Annotated in this window: 14 protein-coding genes; 5 read left to right on the plus strand and 9 right to left on the minus strand. The window is 57.4% G+C overall.

What is annotated here, in order from left to right:
* Positions 1-270 precede the first annotated feature (270 nt).
* The 5 genes from CA51_RS20555 to CA51_RS20575 form a co-directional block, all read right to left on the minus strand.
* Complete coding sequence (locus tag CA51_RS20555) at positions 271-1,248, minus strand: DUF1207 domain-containing protein (RefSeq protein ID WP_145123054.1); 978 nt, start codon at positions 1,246-1,248, stop codon at positions 271-273.
* On the minus strand, positions 1,248-3,746 hold the full coding sequence (locus tag CA51_RS20560) for a hypothetical protein (protein WP_145123055.1): 2,499 nt from the start codon (positions 3,744-3,746) through the stop codon (positions 1,248-1,250). Before CA51_RS20560 ends, CA51_RS20555 begins: the two co-directional genes overlap by 1 nt.
* A gap of 1,171 nt (positions 3,747-4,917) precedes the next feature.
* Positions 4,918-6,204, minus strand: a complete 1,287-nt coding sequence (nhaA, locus tag CA51_RS20565) for a Na+/H+ antiporter NhaA (protein WP_261343089.1) — start codon at positions 6,202-6,204, stop codon at positions 4,918-4,920.
* 77 nt (positions 6,205-6,281) lie between these two features.
* A complete protein-coding gene (rnk, locus tag CA51_RS20570; protein ID WP_145123056.1) occupies positions 6,282-6,716 on the minus strand; it encodes a nucleoside diphosphate kinase regulator in 435 nt (144 codons plus the stop codon).
* 442 nt (positions 6,717-7,158) lie between these two features.
* Positions 7,159-7,539, minus strand: coding sequence for an amidohydrolase (locus CA51_RS20575; RefSeq protein ID WP_231745805.1), 381 nt, complete (start codon positions 7,537-7,539; stop codon positions 7,159-7,161).
* A 112-nt stretch (positions 7,540-7,651) separates the two neighbouring features.
* On the opposite strand from CA51_RS20575, the gene CA51_RS20580 reads away from it, so the two are divergent.
* On the plus strand, positions 7,652-8,251 hold the full coding sequence (locus CA51_RS20580) for a hypothetical protein (RefSeq protein WP_145123057.1): 600 nt from the start codon (positions 7,652-7,654) through the stop codon (positions 8,249-8,251).
* Between the two features lie 32 nt (positions 8,252-8,283).
* A complete protein-coding gene (cls, locus tag CA51_RS20585; protein ID WP_145123058.1) occupies positions 8,284-9,747 on the plus strand; it encodes a cardiolipin synthase in 1,464 nt (487 codons plus the stop codon).
* 55 nt (positions 9,748-9,802) lie between these two features.
* On the opposite strand, the gene CA51_RS20590 is transcribed toward cls, so the two are convergent.
* Positions 9,803-10,150 (minus strand): hypothetical protein, encoded by a 348-nt coding sequence (locus CA51_RS20590; RefSeq protein WP_145123059.1) that lies wholly within the window; start codon positions 10,148-10,150, stop codon positions 9,803-9,805.
* Between the two features lie 539 nt (positions 10,151-10,689).
* Between CA51_RS20590 and CA51_RS20595 the strand changes: the two genes are divergently transcribed.
* The 3 genes from CA51_RS20595 to CA51_RS20605 all read left to right on the plus strand — a co-directional run bounded on the left by CA51_RS20595 (position 10,690) and on the right by CA51_RS20605 (position 12,894).
* Positions 10,690-11,646: a GGDEF domain-containing response regulator gene (locus tag CA51_RS20595; protein WP_145123060.1), complete on the plus strand. Its 957-nt coding sequence runs from the start codon at positions 10,690-10,692 to the stop codon at positions 11,644-11,646.
* Between the two features lie 63 nt (positions 11,647-11,709).
* Positions 11,710-12,492 (plus strand): class I SAM-dependent methyltransferase, encoded by a 783-nt coding sequence (locus CA51_RS20600; RefSeq protein ID WP_145123061.1) that lies wholly within the window; start codon positions 11,710-11,712, stop codon positions 12,490-12,492.
* Positions 12,493-12,585: 93 nt separating this feature from the next.
* Positions 12,586-12,894, plus strand: a complete 309-nt coding sequence (locus CA51_RS20605) for a zinc ribbon domain-containing protein (protein ID WP_145123062.1) — start codon at positions 12,586-12,588, stop codon at positions 12,892-12,894.
* A 177-nt stretch (positions 12,895-13,071) separates the two neighbouring features.
* Here CA51_RS20605 and CA51_RS20610 read toward each other — a convergent pair whose 3' ends face one another.
* The 3 genes from CA51_RS20610 to CA51_RS20620 all read right to left on the minus strand — a co-directional run bounded on the left by CA51_RS20610 (position 13,072) and on the right by CA51_RS20620 (position 16,476).
* The gene (locus CA51_RS20610; protein WP_231745806.1) at positions 13,072-13,593 is read right to left on the minus strand and encodes an ATP-dependent metallopeptidase FtsH/Yme1/Tma family protein; all 522 of its coding nucleotides are present in this window, start codon (positions 13,591-13,593) and stop codon (positions 13,072-13,074) included.
* 19 nt (positions 13,594-13,612) lie between these two features.
* Complete coding sequence (locus CA51_RS20615; protein WP_145123064.1) at positions 13,613-15,430, minus strand: beta-propeller fold lactonase family protein; 1,818 nt, start codon at positions 15,428-15,430, stop codon at positions 13,613-13,615.
* Between the two features lie 191 nt (positions 15,431-15,621).
* Entirely contained in the window at positions 15,622-16,476 is an 855-nt protein-coding gene (locus CA51_RS20620) for a class I SAM-dependent methyltransferase (protein ID WP_231745807.1), read from the minus strand.
* Between the last annotated feature and the right edge of the window lie 83 nt (positions 16,477-16,559).

Below are 16,559 nucleotides of genomic sequence, written 5' to 3' on the forward strand. Positions count from 1 at the left end.
GGTCTTGCAACCGTAGTCCCGCCACTCCGCTGGCGGGACGTGAGGCATTTGAACTGCAGATCCAAGACTCTCGGTGCTAAATAGAGTTCTCCCCGAACCGCAACAGAACCCGCTAACAGCAGATTCTTCGAGTCGCATCTACCCGCTGGCCAGCCGATCACGATCCCCAACCATCCACCCGTTCCAAACATGCGATCGGAATCGCAAGAGACAAGTCGGCTGGGTTAATTCACAAGCTCGACTGAAGGCTCGTGGTCGAGTTGCAGAACTCTAGTAATCGTGCCATATGCCAATTCCAAGCTGTTGCTCAAACCGGTCGTGGAGCGCGAATTGATTGCTCATTCCGTTCGCATACTGAGCGCCGATCCGAAACAGTCGTCCATTTTTTTTACGCCATGCCCAACCGGCTTGCAATGTTAATGTCCCACCGAAATCGACCTCTTCCCTGAGGTAAGCGTTGGCGGCGATGAAAGGTGCACCGAAACAGCTGGTTGGCATCACCGGAGCGTATTCAGCACCAAACTGGAGTTCCCATTTTTTGCTGATCGTCGACTTGAAGGCATAACCCGCCTCGCCGTACAACCGAAATCGCTCAGCAAAGTACCGAGAATGTCCGAGGACGAGCGATTGACGTTGAAAAAAATCTTCATTACGGAGCGCGGGAATTCTATCGATCAAACGGTCGGTGGGATGTGAACGCAAAAAGTAGACACCGAGCTTGGTTTGATGGTTGTTACGCCCAAACGAAACAGGAAACCCTACACGAATATCACTGGTGAGGAGATCGAGGGAGGCAAGGTTGGTTTGACGCATTTGTGCGGACGCTTCAAGATCGAACTGCACACCGGTAGGAGAGTAAGGATCGTCCGAACCGACGCGTAAGAATCCCCATTGGCCTCCGATCGAAGAATCGTAGATCCAGCCAAAATCATCGTTCTTAAGCAGTTCGACACTCGTTCGCGATTCTTTCGGTCCAGCGAGGTAGGGATGATAGATCAATCCCTCGGGAAGAAAGTGCCATCCCCATTGAGGCAGGACAACGAGCGGCTCAGCCACCGGCGTCGCAAAAGGGTCAAATTCATCTGCCCGCGCAAGTGGTATTGAATCGAGCAAGCATCCCCACGCAAGCGTGAGAATCAATAGCTTCACCCCCGTTGTCGGCAAGAATCCTAATGCATGCGTTTGCTCTAACCGTTGGGTTCGAATACTGCGCCGCAACTGCTGAATCCGTGTGTGCCAAGTCTTCATCAACGTCGAAAACCATTGCTTGCGGAAGGCGGTGCGTAGCTCGAGGGTGGCGATGCAAGCAATGTCGGTGCCGTTTCGGTGGGGACAAAGAGCGTGCTTTCCGCATGCTGTTTCAAAGTCCGTTCAACCCAGTGCACCAGATTCACGTCTTGCGAATCGGGCACACCTGCAGGATGTTCGTTGCGTTGGTTGACTGGGCCGCTGTCTTTGAATGCGAGCCAACTGTCACCTAATGATCGAGATGTGGGATAGATGACGACATCCGCAAAAATGATGTTCTCCTGACTCGTTGTCACCAGACTCTCGCGTGGACGGAACAGTCCGCCAACAAGAGGAATGTTTTCCATCAACGCAACTCCGTTGCCCTGTTGCTTAGAGCGAATTGCGACACGAAATCGACTGACTTCGCTGAAGTCGTGGCTTTGTGCATGGACCTGAGACTCGACGTAGTGGCGTCGAATACCTGAAGTGCTGGAGGCGTCTTCGTCGGACGATTCGACACGAGGCGAATGCGTATAGAGCAGATGAAAAGCAACACTGGTGCCGTCTGGTTGGATGACCGGGGTTAAATCGATCTCATCCCCAACGGCTACTGTCCGACGCGAGGTTTGGGTTGTCAATGCTTCAAGGTGTTTACCTGGCGCCTGCGTAACGCCTGCGGCTGACAGCAGACCGCTGCTTCCCGGGACCAACGTTTCACTTGCCCCCTGGGCTGCAATGGACAGGCCGACGCCACGCGCTTCCTGGGCCAGACCGTTGGCGACCTCTAACCCCTCTTGCAACAAAATTGCTCGCTTAGGTTGATCCAATACCGCAACTTGTTCCGGGCTAACGCGTGCTCGCTGCCGGTCGTTGGTAACGATCGTCGTCGTTTGGAGTTGCCCCATCTGCACCTTCCAACCGTGCGATGCACCACGTAGATCCCCGAGGACAGGCTCATAAAACTGTCGTCGAACATCCTCTTCGAACGCCTCGGCAAGACTTCGCAAGTGCCCGTCAAGCATTGCCACTTCGCCTCGGAGGCTTTCTTGAAGATCCAAGTATTTCTTTTCTCGCTCGTGAAGGACTCGATCCGTCAGTTGGCAAAAGGCCGCGATGCTCATCACTTCTCCCGAAATCGGATGAGCTGTGGTGGTGGAACCATCGCGTGTTTGTGAGGCTTGAAAAAGCACTCGATGGTCACGCATTTTCGCAATGGCCGCGCCGGTGGTTTGTAACGCTATACTCGCGCGTTGATAACGTACTAACGCAACCTGAACACTATTTGCCGCTGCATCGTCCCGTCCCAGTGATTGAAGGTAAGACGTGATTCGCGAGAAAGAAAAATCGGCCTCGTGAACTTCGATCGCTGGGGTGTCGGGTTCGCTGGAAGTGAAGCCCGGTATGCGAAAACCGCGAGCGCTTTGATTCTTTGGCACCGACGCTAACATCGTCATCCGGTACCGTTCGTGAAAACGCGGGAATGCGTTGGCAACCAGTCGATGGAATTCAGCAAGTACCTTTTGTCGTACGTGAGCCTTAGCGATTGCCACAAAAAAGAGTGTGCTAACGATGTCCCGCGAGTCAAATGCCTCGACTGAGATTTCGCCTTTGTTGGCGTTGTGTAGTTCGCGAAAGTTGCTGATGCACGAATCAAAAAAGAACGCTTCGGCGAAGCTGTTTGGATTTTCGGCATGTATCTGGCTGACCACGGTCCGAAACGCAAGATGAAACAGTTGCTGAGACTCCCGGGCCATGAAGCGCGCGTGATAGAGAACTTCATTGATAGCAATGTGCATGTCTTCGATGTCTTCATCGTTGGAGCCATCCAGTTGCAGAACGTGGATGCCAATCTTGACCTGTCCCACGGGTTGATCAAGCTTGTGCAGCATTCGAGTGATTGCATTGACGCCCTCCAACGGTCCTCGAAGATGCAATCGGCCCTGCCCTGCGACACCAATTTGCACATGTTGGGTGATGTCGGAGGAATTCGCGCTCGGTTCCGACATCTGGTTGTTTGTAATCACTGGCGATTCGTTGCCCCGCCTAAAAGCTTCGGCGCGAATCGCTTGCTCGTTGGCGCTGATCTGTGCGAGCGACTGATCGATCCGTTGCAACTCAGCATCCTTTGGATCAGCAGCGTTTCCGATTCCGAGCGCGGATGCCAAGGGTTCCTGAATGTTGCTGCCGGATGGCGCATCGCCGGCAAGCATTTCCCGACGAGCGAGCAATTTCTGACGCTCCGCGCTCAGCTGCTGCAATGCGGCGAATGAGGGATCGACTGGTGGCACGACCTTTTCCGGCAAGTGCCCTCGCACCAATGACATGACTTCCGCGACGTCTTGGGCATAGTAGAGAGGTACGATGCGAGTGGTGACGCCGGACGAATTCGCGGCCCCAACAGACAATGCCTGCCCAAACGCAATTGCCGATGGCAAGTATGTGCCAATGAGAACCCATTGAAGTATGCGCATCGTTTGCCCAATTTCGGCAGGGCAGCGCCAACGTACGGAATTCATGTTATTGCGTTGGGTGTTGCATGGAAAACGGTTCTCGTGCGTGATTCCATCTATATCAAATTGAAGCGTCACAATGCCTCGTAAGCTCTAAGGCTTGAATCCTTTCCACTGCAACGAACTTTGCTTATAGACGAAGCGTTTAGCGTGGCATAGGGAGATCTGTGCCAGTGTACAGAAGGACACGAACCAGGGCACTCACAAGGCTATTCAGTGTTTGGGTTCAGGCACTCTTGATAACCCGACGCGCATGAGAGACGCCTGGTGAATTCTTCGCTTACGCATCGGGTTACCGTTTCCTGAGCCGCTCCAGTTAGAAAAAGTGATTAGCCCTGGGGACGCCCACAAAATGATCGCCACTTCGGTGTCGGTCGTACTGGATGTTTGAAGTTCGGGCGCTGCGGGAAGAGCAGGCGGCTCGGTATTTCACGAGGTTGACCGCTGGAGGACTTGGAGATGTCTCGGCAAACGTGGGATGAGTTGATCGATACTGGGCAGGTGCAGATCGTGTTTTGCATCGAGCGTTGTGCCGGATTTATCCAGCACTCGTAGAGTGGACAGGGCGTCCGATGCGCGACGATATGCGAGACTTGCCCCCGCATATTTTGCACGGATTCTGGCTCGACGCACCCGCCTGGTGCGATCTGGTCGAAATCGCTGGCACAGCCCTGAGTGTCTGTAAAGAAGCCGCTCAGCGCGGGCAAGTCTTGCTTGACGCGTCAAGAACCGTCCATGCTCTTGATGGCCCGTTCGCCACAGATTTCTTGCGAGCGCCTGTCCCCACACCGCCGAATGCTTGGCCCGCGAATGACGAGAATCAACGCGAAAATGTATCGGATGATTCAAGATTGATTTTATTGGCGCGCGTTCGCGCTATTCGCGGGCAACTCTTCGTTGTCCCGCCCAAAACTGTTCGCGTGACGTGCGTCCTTGATGGCCCGTTCGCCTAGGCCATCAAGGACACGCATCAAACGATAATTCTTAGAGGTGAACTTTGGATGCCGCAGTGAGTGCGGCGTGGCGTTTGGGGCGGTCGCGGTGGATGAAAACCTTCGGGATAAGCGGCTTCAACAGGACTTTTAAGCGTGTGGGGATGCAGGGGACGCGGTAGAGTTTTTTGATCGCTTAGTTCTTGAAGTGGGTGCACGTCGGCTGTGGTGCGTGCCGGGGCACTTTAAGACGATTGAGCTGTGGGTTTGGGGAGTGTCCACAACAGGAACGTCATCCCCAACACGGCGCTGACGCCCGATCCGACCAGGATGCCGGTCTTGGCGTTGTTGAAACTATCGCCGCCAAAGGCGAGCCCTTCGATGAACAGAGCCATCGTGAAACCGATCCCCGCCAGGAAGCTGCCGGCAGCCAAGACGGACCAATTGAGTCCCTCGGGCAACCGCGCCAGGCCGCTTTTGACCGCCAGCAAACTGAACGCAAGCACGCCCAACGGCTTGCCAACAACCAAGCCCAAGATGACGGCGAGCGCCACCGGGTCGTTGACGTTGCTCAACTGAAACGCGACGCCAGCGTTAGCCAACGCAAAGATTGGGATCACCAGATAGCTACTCCATTGGTGCAGCGCCGTTTCCAAATACTCCAACGGCGAGATCGTCTCGCGCGATATCCGCTGCAGCATCCGCACCTGTTCGCCGCGTCGCACTCGCACTTCCGATTCGTCCGCTTCATACGACTTGCTGGTTTGATTGAGGTAGACGCGAAAGCGCTCGGGAACGATCGACGCTTTGGCTGGCGTCATCAGTCCCAGGATCACGCCGGCAAGCGTGGCGTGGACTCCCGATTCGTGGAATGCATACCAAGCGATCATGCCGGCGACGATGTAGGGCGGGAAACGCCGGACGCCGAGATACGAAAACAACTGCACGACACCGATAACCACCGCAGCCATGCCCAGAAAGCGAACGTCCAAGTGGTCGGTGTAGCCGATTGCGATCACGATGATCGCACCGATGTCGTCGACGATCGCCAACGATAGCAGCAGCACGCGGAGACTGTTGGGAACGCGCGATCCCAGCAGTGCCAGACAGCCGACGACAAACGCGATGTCGGTCGCCATCGGGATTCCCCAGCCGCGAACCGCAGGCTGGCCGTACTGCATCGAAAGGTAGATGCCGGCCGGAACGATCATCCCCCCCAGCGCAGCCGCTATCGGCAGCGTGGCTCGGCGGATGTCCGAGAGCGAGCCGTGAACGAGTTCGCGTTTGACCTCCAGCCCGATCACAAAAAAGAACAACGCCATCAGGCCATCGTTAATGATGTGCTGAAGCGAATGCTCAAATTGAAACGAACCAAACTGCAGATTGACTTTGGTCTTCCAAAACCCCAGATAGGTTTCGGCCCAGGGAGAATTTGCCAGCCCGATCGCCACGGCGGTGCAGATCATCAGCACGATGCCGCTAGTCGCTTCGATATGTAAGAAGCGGGCCAGCGGACGGGCGAGACGATCGATTGGTCGCCGCGGCAACAGCGGCCCGGATTGGTTTTCAGAATCGGAACCGCTGTGGTCTACTGGCAATTGTACGTGCATCAAGTCGTTAGGCTTGTCGGATTTTCGGCTGGCTGATCTCGTTCGGGTTGGAACAAGACCTCTTCGATACGTGTTCGGCTTTCGCCGCTAGGGACTTTCCAACATACCATATCTCCCACCCGGTAGCCGAGGATGGCGGTCCCGATCGGCGCTAGGACCGAAAGTTTTCCTTCGGCGATGTTCGCTTCGTCGGGATAGACCAACGTAAACGTTTCCAGTTCGTCGCAGTCGAGATCCAACAGGCGGACTGTCGACCCCATGGTGACTACATCCGGGGGAACTTTTTCGGGTTCTACGATCCGCGCCAACGCGAGTTCGCCGCGTAAATTCTTAATATTTTCCTTGTTGCAAAGCGCTTGCGTGAAGTCGCTTGCGAGCAGGCTCTCCAAGCGTTGACAGTCTTGACGAGTGACGACAATTTTTCGAACAGCCATGACCGAATCCCGGTTAGGAAGAAATACCGATGGACACATGCATTGGAAATGCAAGCGTTAGGGGCCGATACATATTTGCCCTGTCGGTCGATGACGTTGCAAGCGGCGGACCAAACCATCACTCAAACCGTCCCCGTTTTCGCCACCCGACAAAAATGCAAGTTGCATCGCAGTGGAGTGACAAACATTTTTTGTTTTTTTGTCACAGCATTTGCGGTGGAGGAAGAATCGCTAACATCCGCAGGGTCGCAACGTCGGAAATCGCGTCAACATTGGTTGTCAGTTGTCGGCTGGCGTTGGCACCGTCGAGCCCCAAAAAACGCCGCGCCAGCGGACCGCTGCGGCCATCAATTCGGGGACTTGCGGGGGCGTAACGGGAGCCATCACCGAGAGGAAACAAGCGGGGGACGGGCCCTAGAATTGAGCCCCGAAGCGAGACGCGTTAGCCTCGCACCAAGACCACGATTTGCTCGACAGCGGTCTGCAGCGAACGGGCCGCCATTTGAAAGTTGGTGTGCCCGCTGACCTCCGGCTGTATCGCCACAAACAGTTCGGTCGCCTTGCGCAGCTTGCTGAGCTTTTTCTTCGCCTGCTTTAGGTAAGCCGCGTCGTCTCCGCTGGCCAACGCCGGCCCCAGAGCGAGCATGAAATCGTAGAGGTCGCGATGGATCTCTTGCAGTTCCTCGTCGTCGACAGCTTCTTCGCAGTGCTTGAGAAACGCCCGAACCATCCAAACGTGACTCACCAAGCGATCGATCTCTGCCACGCGGGACGCCGCAGTAGCTGGTTTTTCAGGAATCGACGGGGGCAAGGAATCGTTCATACAGAAGAGGGATATGTGGGTGGGGTCGCTGTCAGATTTGCCTCCAATCACTATACTTCAACGGCGCCAGTCCGCAGACATACCGACATTAAAAAGACTTGAGGTCAACCGAATGAAGATATTTTTACCCGTTCTGTTTGCTTTGTGCACCGCGATGTGTTGGGGAATGTATGGCCCAACGATCGGTAACGCGCAAAGCAAATCGTGGTCGCCATTCAAACCTTATGTGTTTATCGGTATCGCTTACCTGGTGCTGGCGATCATCGGCGGTCTGATCGCGATGCGGTTGAAAGGGGATACGTTCTCCTATACCGGCGAACACTTTGCGCCGGCGAAGTGGGGATTCTTGGCCGGTTGCTTGGGTGCTTTGGGAGCTTTGTTCCTGACCTCTGCGATGATGACCAGCAAAGGAAACGCGTTGTTGGTGATGCCGATCGTCTTCGGTGGAGCCGTCTCGGTCACCGCACTTTATTCGACATGGCGGTTGTGGGGGCACGTTCAGATCAGCCCCGTGCTGTGGGTTGGAATCGCGATGGTGGCGGTCGGCGTCATTCTTGTGGCGACCAATACACCCCACGGTCATGCGGCCGCCAAACCCGCTCCTGCTGCAGGAGCTGTCGAACATGGGGGATCCGAGCAACCGGCACCGGCGGATGACGGTGCCGATAGCGCGGCGTCGGAAGCGACACCCGAGCTCGATCCTAATTCCTAGCCCGAAAAGCATTTAGCGTTGCGGAGTCCGTTTTGATTCATCCAGGTGCGTTGTCGATTGCGTTATCGGTCCTACATCTGTTAGTAGCGATTGCGATCTCCTTCCGAGTGATCATGCGGAAGCCACCGGTCGGAGTCGCTCTGGCATGGCTGTTTTTGGTCGCTGCGGTGCCGCTGGCAGGTGTCGGTTTTTATCTGTTAGTCGGCGAACGTCGTGTCGGCCAACGTCGGGCTCGAAAGATTGCCCGCCTGCGGATCGATTACGAACGCTTGGCGGAACTGGCGATCACCGAAGGCTTGACCGATGTCGATTGGACCACGCATCGCCGCGAGGCGGCCGCCATGGATCGGCTGGGGGTGAGCCAAGTCGGAGTGCCGACGGTCTCGGGCAGCCGAGTCGAGCTGCTCAAGGATGCCGATTCGATTCTTCGCGGGATTGCCGCCGACATCGATCAAGCTCGCAACAGCGTCTTGATGGAGTTCTATATCTGGAACCAAGGTGGCGCGGCGGAGCTGGTCTTTGAGGCTCTAAAGCGTGCCGCCCAGCGTGGCGTCTCTTGCCGGCTGCTTGTCGATAGCGTCGGCGGACGGCCGTGGTGGAAGGGTCCGCAACCGGCGGAGCTGCGCAAAGCGGGAGTCCTCTGTCGGCCGGCGCTGAAGGCAGGACTGTGGCGAACGATCTTTGCTCGCAACGACCTTCGCCTGCATCGCAAGATCGTTGTCGTCGATGGCGAGGTGGCTTGGACGGGCAGTATGAACTTGGTCGATCCCAAGTTCTTCAAACAGGATGCCGACGTTGGCCAATGGGTCGACGCGATGCTGCGTCTGCAAGGTGCCGCGGTCTCGCCGTTGGCGATGACGATGATCGGCGACTGGATGTTGGAGACCGATGAATCGGTCGATGAGATCATCCGCTGCGCCGAACTGCGGATGGTCGAACGCGAAGGAACTGGCGATATCCAAGTGATTCCTTCGGGACCGTCGGAGACCGACGACGGACTGCTGCAGATGCTGCTGGCGTTGATCAATTCAGCTCACGATGAATTGGTCTTAACCACCCCTTATTTTGTTCCCGACGATTCGATGGTCCGCGCGATTCGCGGCGCCGCCGGACGAGGCGTGAAGGTGCATCTGGTAGTACCGAACCGCGTCGATTCGATGCTGACACATTTCGCCAGCCGGTCCTACTACGATGAACTGTTAGAGGTGGGCGTGCAGATCTATCTGTACGACCAGGGCCTGTTGCACACCAAGTCGGTGACGGCCGATGGTGACATGGCGATGTTCGGAACGGTGAACCTGGACATGCGCAGCTTGTGGCTGAACTATGAAGTCTCGTTGTTCCTGTACGGCCAGGATTTGACCGGTCCGGTTCGCGACCTTCAAGGAACCTATATCGAAGCCAGCAAGCGATTGGATCCGGCGGAATGGACCAATCGGTCGCTGCGTGAACGCTTTTTAGAGAACGTCCTGCGACTGATTGGTCCGGTGTTGTAGTGCGAACGCACCGATTTAAGATCTCAGCGATGGTCGATCGCTGCAGGCGGAAAGCCTAGTGACCGACCTGGCGAATCAGATCATCGATGTCGGCCAACATCCTTGCCTCGCAACGCAAGACTCCCAGATCTTCGCCGCCAGCGTGTACCGGTTCATCGCCGGTCACGATCACTCTGCCAGCCAGCCGCTCGGAGGAGTCGGCCAGGTGCTGATAAAGATCGCGGCTGTCGCCGGTCTCGACTGCTTGGTCGACGACAATCACGTCGTAGCGATTGCCCAGCAGCCGCTGTTCGGCGGTCTGCCAGTTGTGAGCGGTTTCACAAGCGAGGCCTCGCGAGTTGACCTGCTGACGCGTTCGATCTGTCAATTCAATACTCTGATTGACTACCAACCATCCACTCATCTTCCATTCCTCGACATTGAAAGTAATCGTGCATTTGTTGCACAGCCAACCCAATAGCCGATGACTCGCTTCCACCGCAACGCCGCTTCAGGCCCCATCAACCAAACCGAAAGGCGGGCTACGCATCATTGAGCCACAGAAAGCAGGTACCCTTCGTGCAACCTATCTCTAGTTCGTCGACAGTAATCGGGCGATTTCTGAAGCCGTACCGAAAACATAGCTAACCAATAGAACCCAAGTCGACGGCGAACTGCTATTATTACAAAGCAATCCGAGGCAACGTTGGTAGATTTGGCAGAATCGGCCCGATCTGCATAACGCACCCCCACCCCGCTGCGGGTTGACGTTGACTCCCCAGCAGAGACGAAGTGCGCGGACCGCGGTGTCCTATAGTTATGCAGCGAGCGGCCACGGATCGGCGCGGATGATTGGGCGGATTGCATCCCCCTCCTCGCCCGATTGAAATAGACCGCATCCGCAACCGGCTAACCGCGGCAGAAGAGACACGCCAGTCGACATTTAAGACGCGTTGGATTCCTTTGAACACATCTCGATTGCAGATATTACTGGTCGAACATCGCGACGCCGATGCCATGCTGTTGCATCGGATGCTGCAGCACGCCCCCACGAACGGCTTTGAAGTTTGCGTCTGCAAGACCGCCGAAGCCGCGATCGATCGGCTGGGCGATCATCAATACGACGGCGTGATCATCAACTTGGATCACGAAGACCAAGATCCGTTTGAAGTCCTGCTGCGAATCCGTAATCTCGATCCACGACTTGCGATCCTGGGGATCACCGACCGCAGCGACGAATCGTTTGGTTTGCGAATGGTCGAATGCGGTGCGCAAGACGTGATCGCCAAAGAGATGCTGAACGGGCAACTGCTGTACCGCGCGATGCGATATGGAATCGCGCGGCAGCGTCAGATCAGCTGCCTCAAGACCGCCGCTCATACCGATGCGTTGACGGGGCTGGGAAATCGACGCGCCTTGGATCAAGCCCTCGACCAAGCGGTCGCCGACTTTGCTGTCGATCGCCAGCCCTTCGGTTTCTTGATTCTCGACGTCGACAATTTCAAACAGTTCAACGACCAACATGGGCATCGCGCGGGCGATTATGTGTTGAGCCAGCTGGGCAGTCTGTTGCGAACGGCGGTGACCGGCAACGATCTCTGCTCGCGCTACGGTGGCGAGGAGTTTGGGATCCTGATCCCCGCGACCTCTACCGCAAAAGCTGTCGCCAAGATGAAAGATCTACTGCAAAGAATCGCGGAACACTTCGTCGAATTCGAGGGGACTCAATACCGCGTCACGTCGAGCGCTGGTTTGACGATATCCCGCCCAAATGATACCGTTGGCAGCATCATCGAGCGCGCCGACATCGCGTTGTATCGGGCGAAATCTGATGGTCGGAACCGTGGCGATCTGAATCTTCCATTGAGCGCGGCGGTTCCCCTGTCCTGCGAGACGATCGCGGGCGGCAACCAAAAATAAAGAACGCGGCCCATCTACCAGCGGTTCGCGCCGCCGCACCGCCCTACGCAAGTTTGTCTTCGCATGCAAAAAAGTCTCTACGATTACCCGCAGTATTACGACCTCGCCTTCCGCGATGAAACCGATGACGAAGCCGACTTCATCGAGGCGGCGTGGGCCAAGTTTGGCGACGGTCCGCTGAAACATCTGCTGGAACCTGGTTGCGGCAGCGGACGCTTAGTCGTCGAACTCGCCCGCCGCGGGTACGACGTGACCGGGTTTGATCTCAGCGAACCCGCCCTCCGCTACACCCGTTCGCGACTCCGCCGCATCGATCGCACCGCCGAGGTGCTCAACGCCGACATGATCGACTTCTCGCTGCCGCGGAAATTCGACATGGCCTACTGCACGATGAACACCTTCCGGCATCTGTTGACCGAAAACGATGCCCGATCCCACTTGCAAATGGTCGCCGATCACCTGCGTCCCGGCGGACTGTATCTGTTGGGCTTTCACTTGATGCCCCCCGACGCCGACGAGGAGTGTATCGAACGCTGGCGTGGCAGCAGCGGCAAGACGTCGGTCTGCTTCACCTTGCGCGTGCTCGATTTCTGTCGTCGCACCCGGCTCGAATCGCTCCGCATCTCGATGCTAGCCAAGACGCCACGCGGCGAGATCCGCGGCCGCTCCGAATTCCAATTGCGACTCTACAAAGCCGCTCAGTTCAAGACGCTGATCGCCAAAGTCCCCGATCTGGAGTTGGTGGAGGTCTTCGATTTTGATTACGACATCGATGAACCGCAGCCTTTGGACAACGAATTAGCCGACGCCGTCTTCGTCTTCCGCCGACGCGATTCAAACGCTTAAGATCGGAACGCCCCCAGCTCGCGAACCCTTCCGACCAACCATCGGTTTTGTTCGCGCAGCGACTGGGGCTCTTCAACGCATCAAGGATCAAACATGTTTGCCAAATGGTTCCGACGCAGCCGCCGTCCGGTGGTCGATCGCACCCCCTGTCCACATTGTGGTGCGATGATTCTGGAAACGGCAACGTTTTGCCGGCACTGCGGCGCATCGGATGCTTCGGGATGGCAGGACGAAACCGAAGGCTACGCCGACGACATGGCGGACGATGATTTCGACTACGACGAGTTTTTGCAGCGCGAGTTCCCCGACGAAGCCCCACCCCGCCGCGATTTCAAATCGTTTGTGATCATCGTGCTGCTGATCTGTTTTGTCGGCGGATTGCTGCTGTCGCTGGGGATGTGAGGGTGCGCTCGGTCGGCTGAAAGCCTCAACTCCAGCGCGGCCCGTCGTTTTCGTTTAACCGCGTGGGCAACGCCCCGCGCGTCGGTGCGTAACGTACAGAAGGTGCGTTCGGTCGGCTGAAGCCTTCACTCCAGCGCGCGGCCCGTTGGGCACGCGGTTAAACGATGGGGCGGCACGTTAATCGAACTGTTGTTGGGCTTGCTCGAACAGGTGCCGGACGGCTCGGCCGCTGATCGTTGTCTTTTCGATCAACTCCTTCGCGATCCGTTCGATCGCCACCGCATGAGCTTCATCGCTTAACAGATGTTCGGTCTTGTCCAACAGTCGCCGCTGCAAGCGTTCAAATTGCCGCTGGGTCTTCGCGCGGCCTTCTAGAACACGCTCCACAGTTCGCAGATCCTGGGCGGCACCGCGCGGGCAATACCGTCCCGTGAAGCGAGCTTCGGCGACCATCCCGGCCAGCAGGATCAACGCCTCGTCTTCGATCACATCTTGCGACGCCCGGCCGCGTCCCTTCCGCAGCTCGCAAACGCCCAACCGATAGCCGCCGGTTTGCAGCGGCCCCGGAGCGATCGTCACCTTTTGAATCGGCCGGCCCAACGAGATCGCCATCACCGCATGCCCCGCCTCGTGATAGGCGGTCGCTGTCAATTCGATCGCCGCTTGGCGAGCGGCCGGGTCGGCAGGCGGTTCGTTCATCATCGTTTCCCAGACAGACCTACAGCGAACGCAGATAGGCGATCAAATCGTCGACTTCATCGTCGCTCAACTTCGGCAGCCCCGAAACCTTCTCAGGACTGTGCAAGTCGGTCAGCACACGCTCCAGCGATTTCGCTCGGCCGCTGTGCATCCAACGCACCTTGCGATAGGTGCCACGCAGCGTCGGCGTGTTGTAGCCGTCGTAATGATCCGACTTGGAACCGGTTCCCACATCGTGGATCTCGCCGTCGGTAAACTGCGGTCCGCTGTGGCAATCGGCACACGCGGCACGGCTGCTATGAAACAGTTCCTTGCCCCGCTGCGCCGCGGCCGAAAGCGTACCATCGGGCCCGATAAACGGATTCGGCGGGCTCGGCATCGTGCTCAGAAACTCGATCAACGCATCGGTTTGCGTCTGCGTCGGCTGCTTCCCCTGCATCGTCACCGTAAACGACTTCTTCATCGCATCGTCCAGATCCTCCTGCCAACCGTGCCACGTCCAAGGGCCGGTCTGCGTCAGTTCATACAACGGCAGGACAGTCTTCAACGTCATCTCGGTGCCATCGTTCCAGGTATCCATCGGTCGCGAATTGATCCCGCCGTTTTGATGGCACGAGTGACAGCTGTACCATTGATCCAGGCTATGCTGTGCGTCGTAGAAGATCGCCATCCCCTGCCGCGCGGGCGATGGAGTCGACGGCCCACCGAGATCGATCTCGCGGACAACTTGTTTCGTATTCAAGTCGACCGACTGCAGAGAGTTCTTCAGATAGTTGGCGACATAAACCGTTTGATTGTCCGATGCGATCTCCAGTCCCATCGGCCGACCGCCAACGTCGATCCGACTGAATCGATCCCGATCGCGCTGCAACCGTCGATCGATCAGATCGCCGGGCCCACCGGTCGAGACAAAAGGAAGATCGGGCAAGCGATAGACGAGCAATTCGTGTGTCCCCGACGAGGACGCAACCAAACGCTGGCCGTCGCCGCTGATCGCCAAGCCATGCGGATCGGCCACCGCCATCTCGGGCACATCCAACGAGATCGCCTCGCGATACGAAGCTCCATCCAGACGGACGCGGCCGATTCGGCTGGCCAAAATCCAACCCCGTTGAATGTTGTCGCGAGTGATTGGATTGGTGCGATAGATCATCCAAGTGAAGTAGGCGTATTGCCCGTCGGCTGATGGCGTCATGTGTCCAATGTTCACGCCGTTAGCCAACGGCTCCTCATACAGCGGTTCAGCCGTTGCGGTGTCGATGACTTCGATCTCGGCATCGCCGCTGGAACCGACAGCCAGTCGTGTTCCATCGGGCGAGAGCGTTAGATAACGCGGCCAATTCCCAACGTCGATTCGGCGGACGACCGACAGGCTGCGAAGATCGACTTGCGCGACCTGAGCCGCTGCGGTCAGTCCCACGTAAACAGTTCGGTTGTCCGGGGCGATCGCAAAACCTTGCGGATGCCCGCCGACGTGAACCGATCCGATGGCGGCAAGTTTGCCATCGCGAATCGCCAGCAGACTCAGTTCCCCCGACCACTGATTGGTCGCCAAAACCGTAGTCCCATCGGGCGTGAAGTCGATGTGTGCTGGATGGCTTCCAATCCGAAGCTCGTCGACCACACGTCCCGCGGCGGCGTCGATCAACGACACGCTGCCGGAGGTTTCGTTGGCGGTGACCAGCCACTTTCCATCGGGCGAGAGGGCCAAGTCGACGGGCGAACGATCGATCGATGGATCGATCACGTCCGCTCGAGCCGCAACCGCAGCTCCGCAACCGACAGCCAAACTCAGGTAAACCAACGTCAGCAACAAGGCTCGCGATCGAGATTGCATAAAGCGGTTCCGGTGGGATTTCGGGAAGGAAGGAGTAAAGGATCGGGGCACGGCTCCAATCCGTTTCGCGTTTCCATCGCGGAGATCAACCGGCACACGCTAGCGTCCGATTCGCCCCAATGGAAACCACCTCGACGCAGTGCATTGTATCAACCAAGGTTCCCACTGTCCGCGCCGATCCTTGCAACGAATCAACTGGGCAGTAGCAAACCGCTGCGGGGCTCGGCGGTTTGCTTGCGCCGCGCCTTGATCCGCACATAGGGAGCGATATAGCTGGCTCGGTGCGCGAACGCCCCCGGTTCGGCATCGGGCTTGGTGTGCATCGGTTCGACAAGATCTTCGATCACCATCCCGGCGCGGCAGATTCCGCCAACGATCTGTTCCCAGCGATGCAGGTATTCGATCGCGCGATCCTCCCGCAACCGCTTGGCGGCGTGCGTCTTCTCCGTCGCCGCGGGGATCGCTTGCTGCCGGTAATAGGTGTGCTGTACCGCATAATGTCCGCTAGCCGATGGGGACAGCGTCGACTGCAAACTTGTCGGTTGTTTGTGTTGGCTGATGTACAGACCGCCGGGGAGCAGCAACCGCGCGATCTCTTGAAAAACAGGAGCCACGTCGGGGACGTAACATGTGCTGACGGGATGGATGATCAGATCGAAACTGGCCGAATCCAACATCGGCAGATGCTGCATGTTCGCCTGGATCGTGCGGATCGGCAACTGATGCTCCTGCGCCGCTCGGCGATCGAGTTCCAGCATCTCGCCGCTGATATCGACCACCGTCACGTCGGCTCCCGCCTTGGCATACAACGCACTCTGCCGACCGCCGCCGGCCGCCAAGCACAACACTCGCCAACCGGCGATGCTTTTGCCCAGCCAGCCGATTCGATCGACAGTCCCCAGCGGATCGCTCAATTCCGCTTTGGTCGCCGGGCGACATAACGGCTCGCCCGCCAACGCCATCTGATCGTACGCGCGGCGGTTGTGATCGATCGCGGCATCGTGATCGTTTTGCGTCAGCCGGGACTGCGGGTCGGAATTGCTCAATTCAATCAACTTTTCTGGTGCGTGATGCGACGCTGCGCTCAGTTTTGCCCTGATTCGCTGACAAACTGCTCGATTCGAGCGAT

The organism is Rosistilla oblonga, from assembly GCF_007751715.1.
In the GTDB taxonomy this organism is placed as follows: Bacteria; Planctomycetota; Planctomycetia; order Pirellulales; family Pirellulaceae; genus Rosistilla; species Rosistilla oblonga.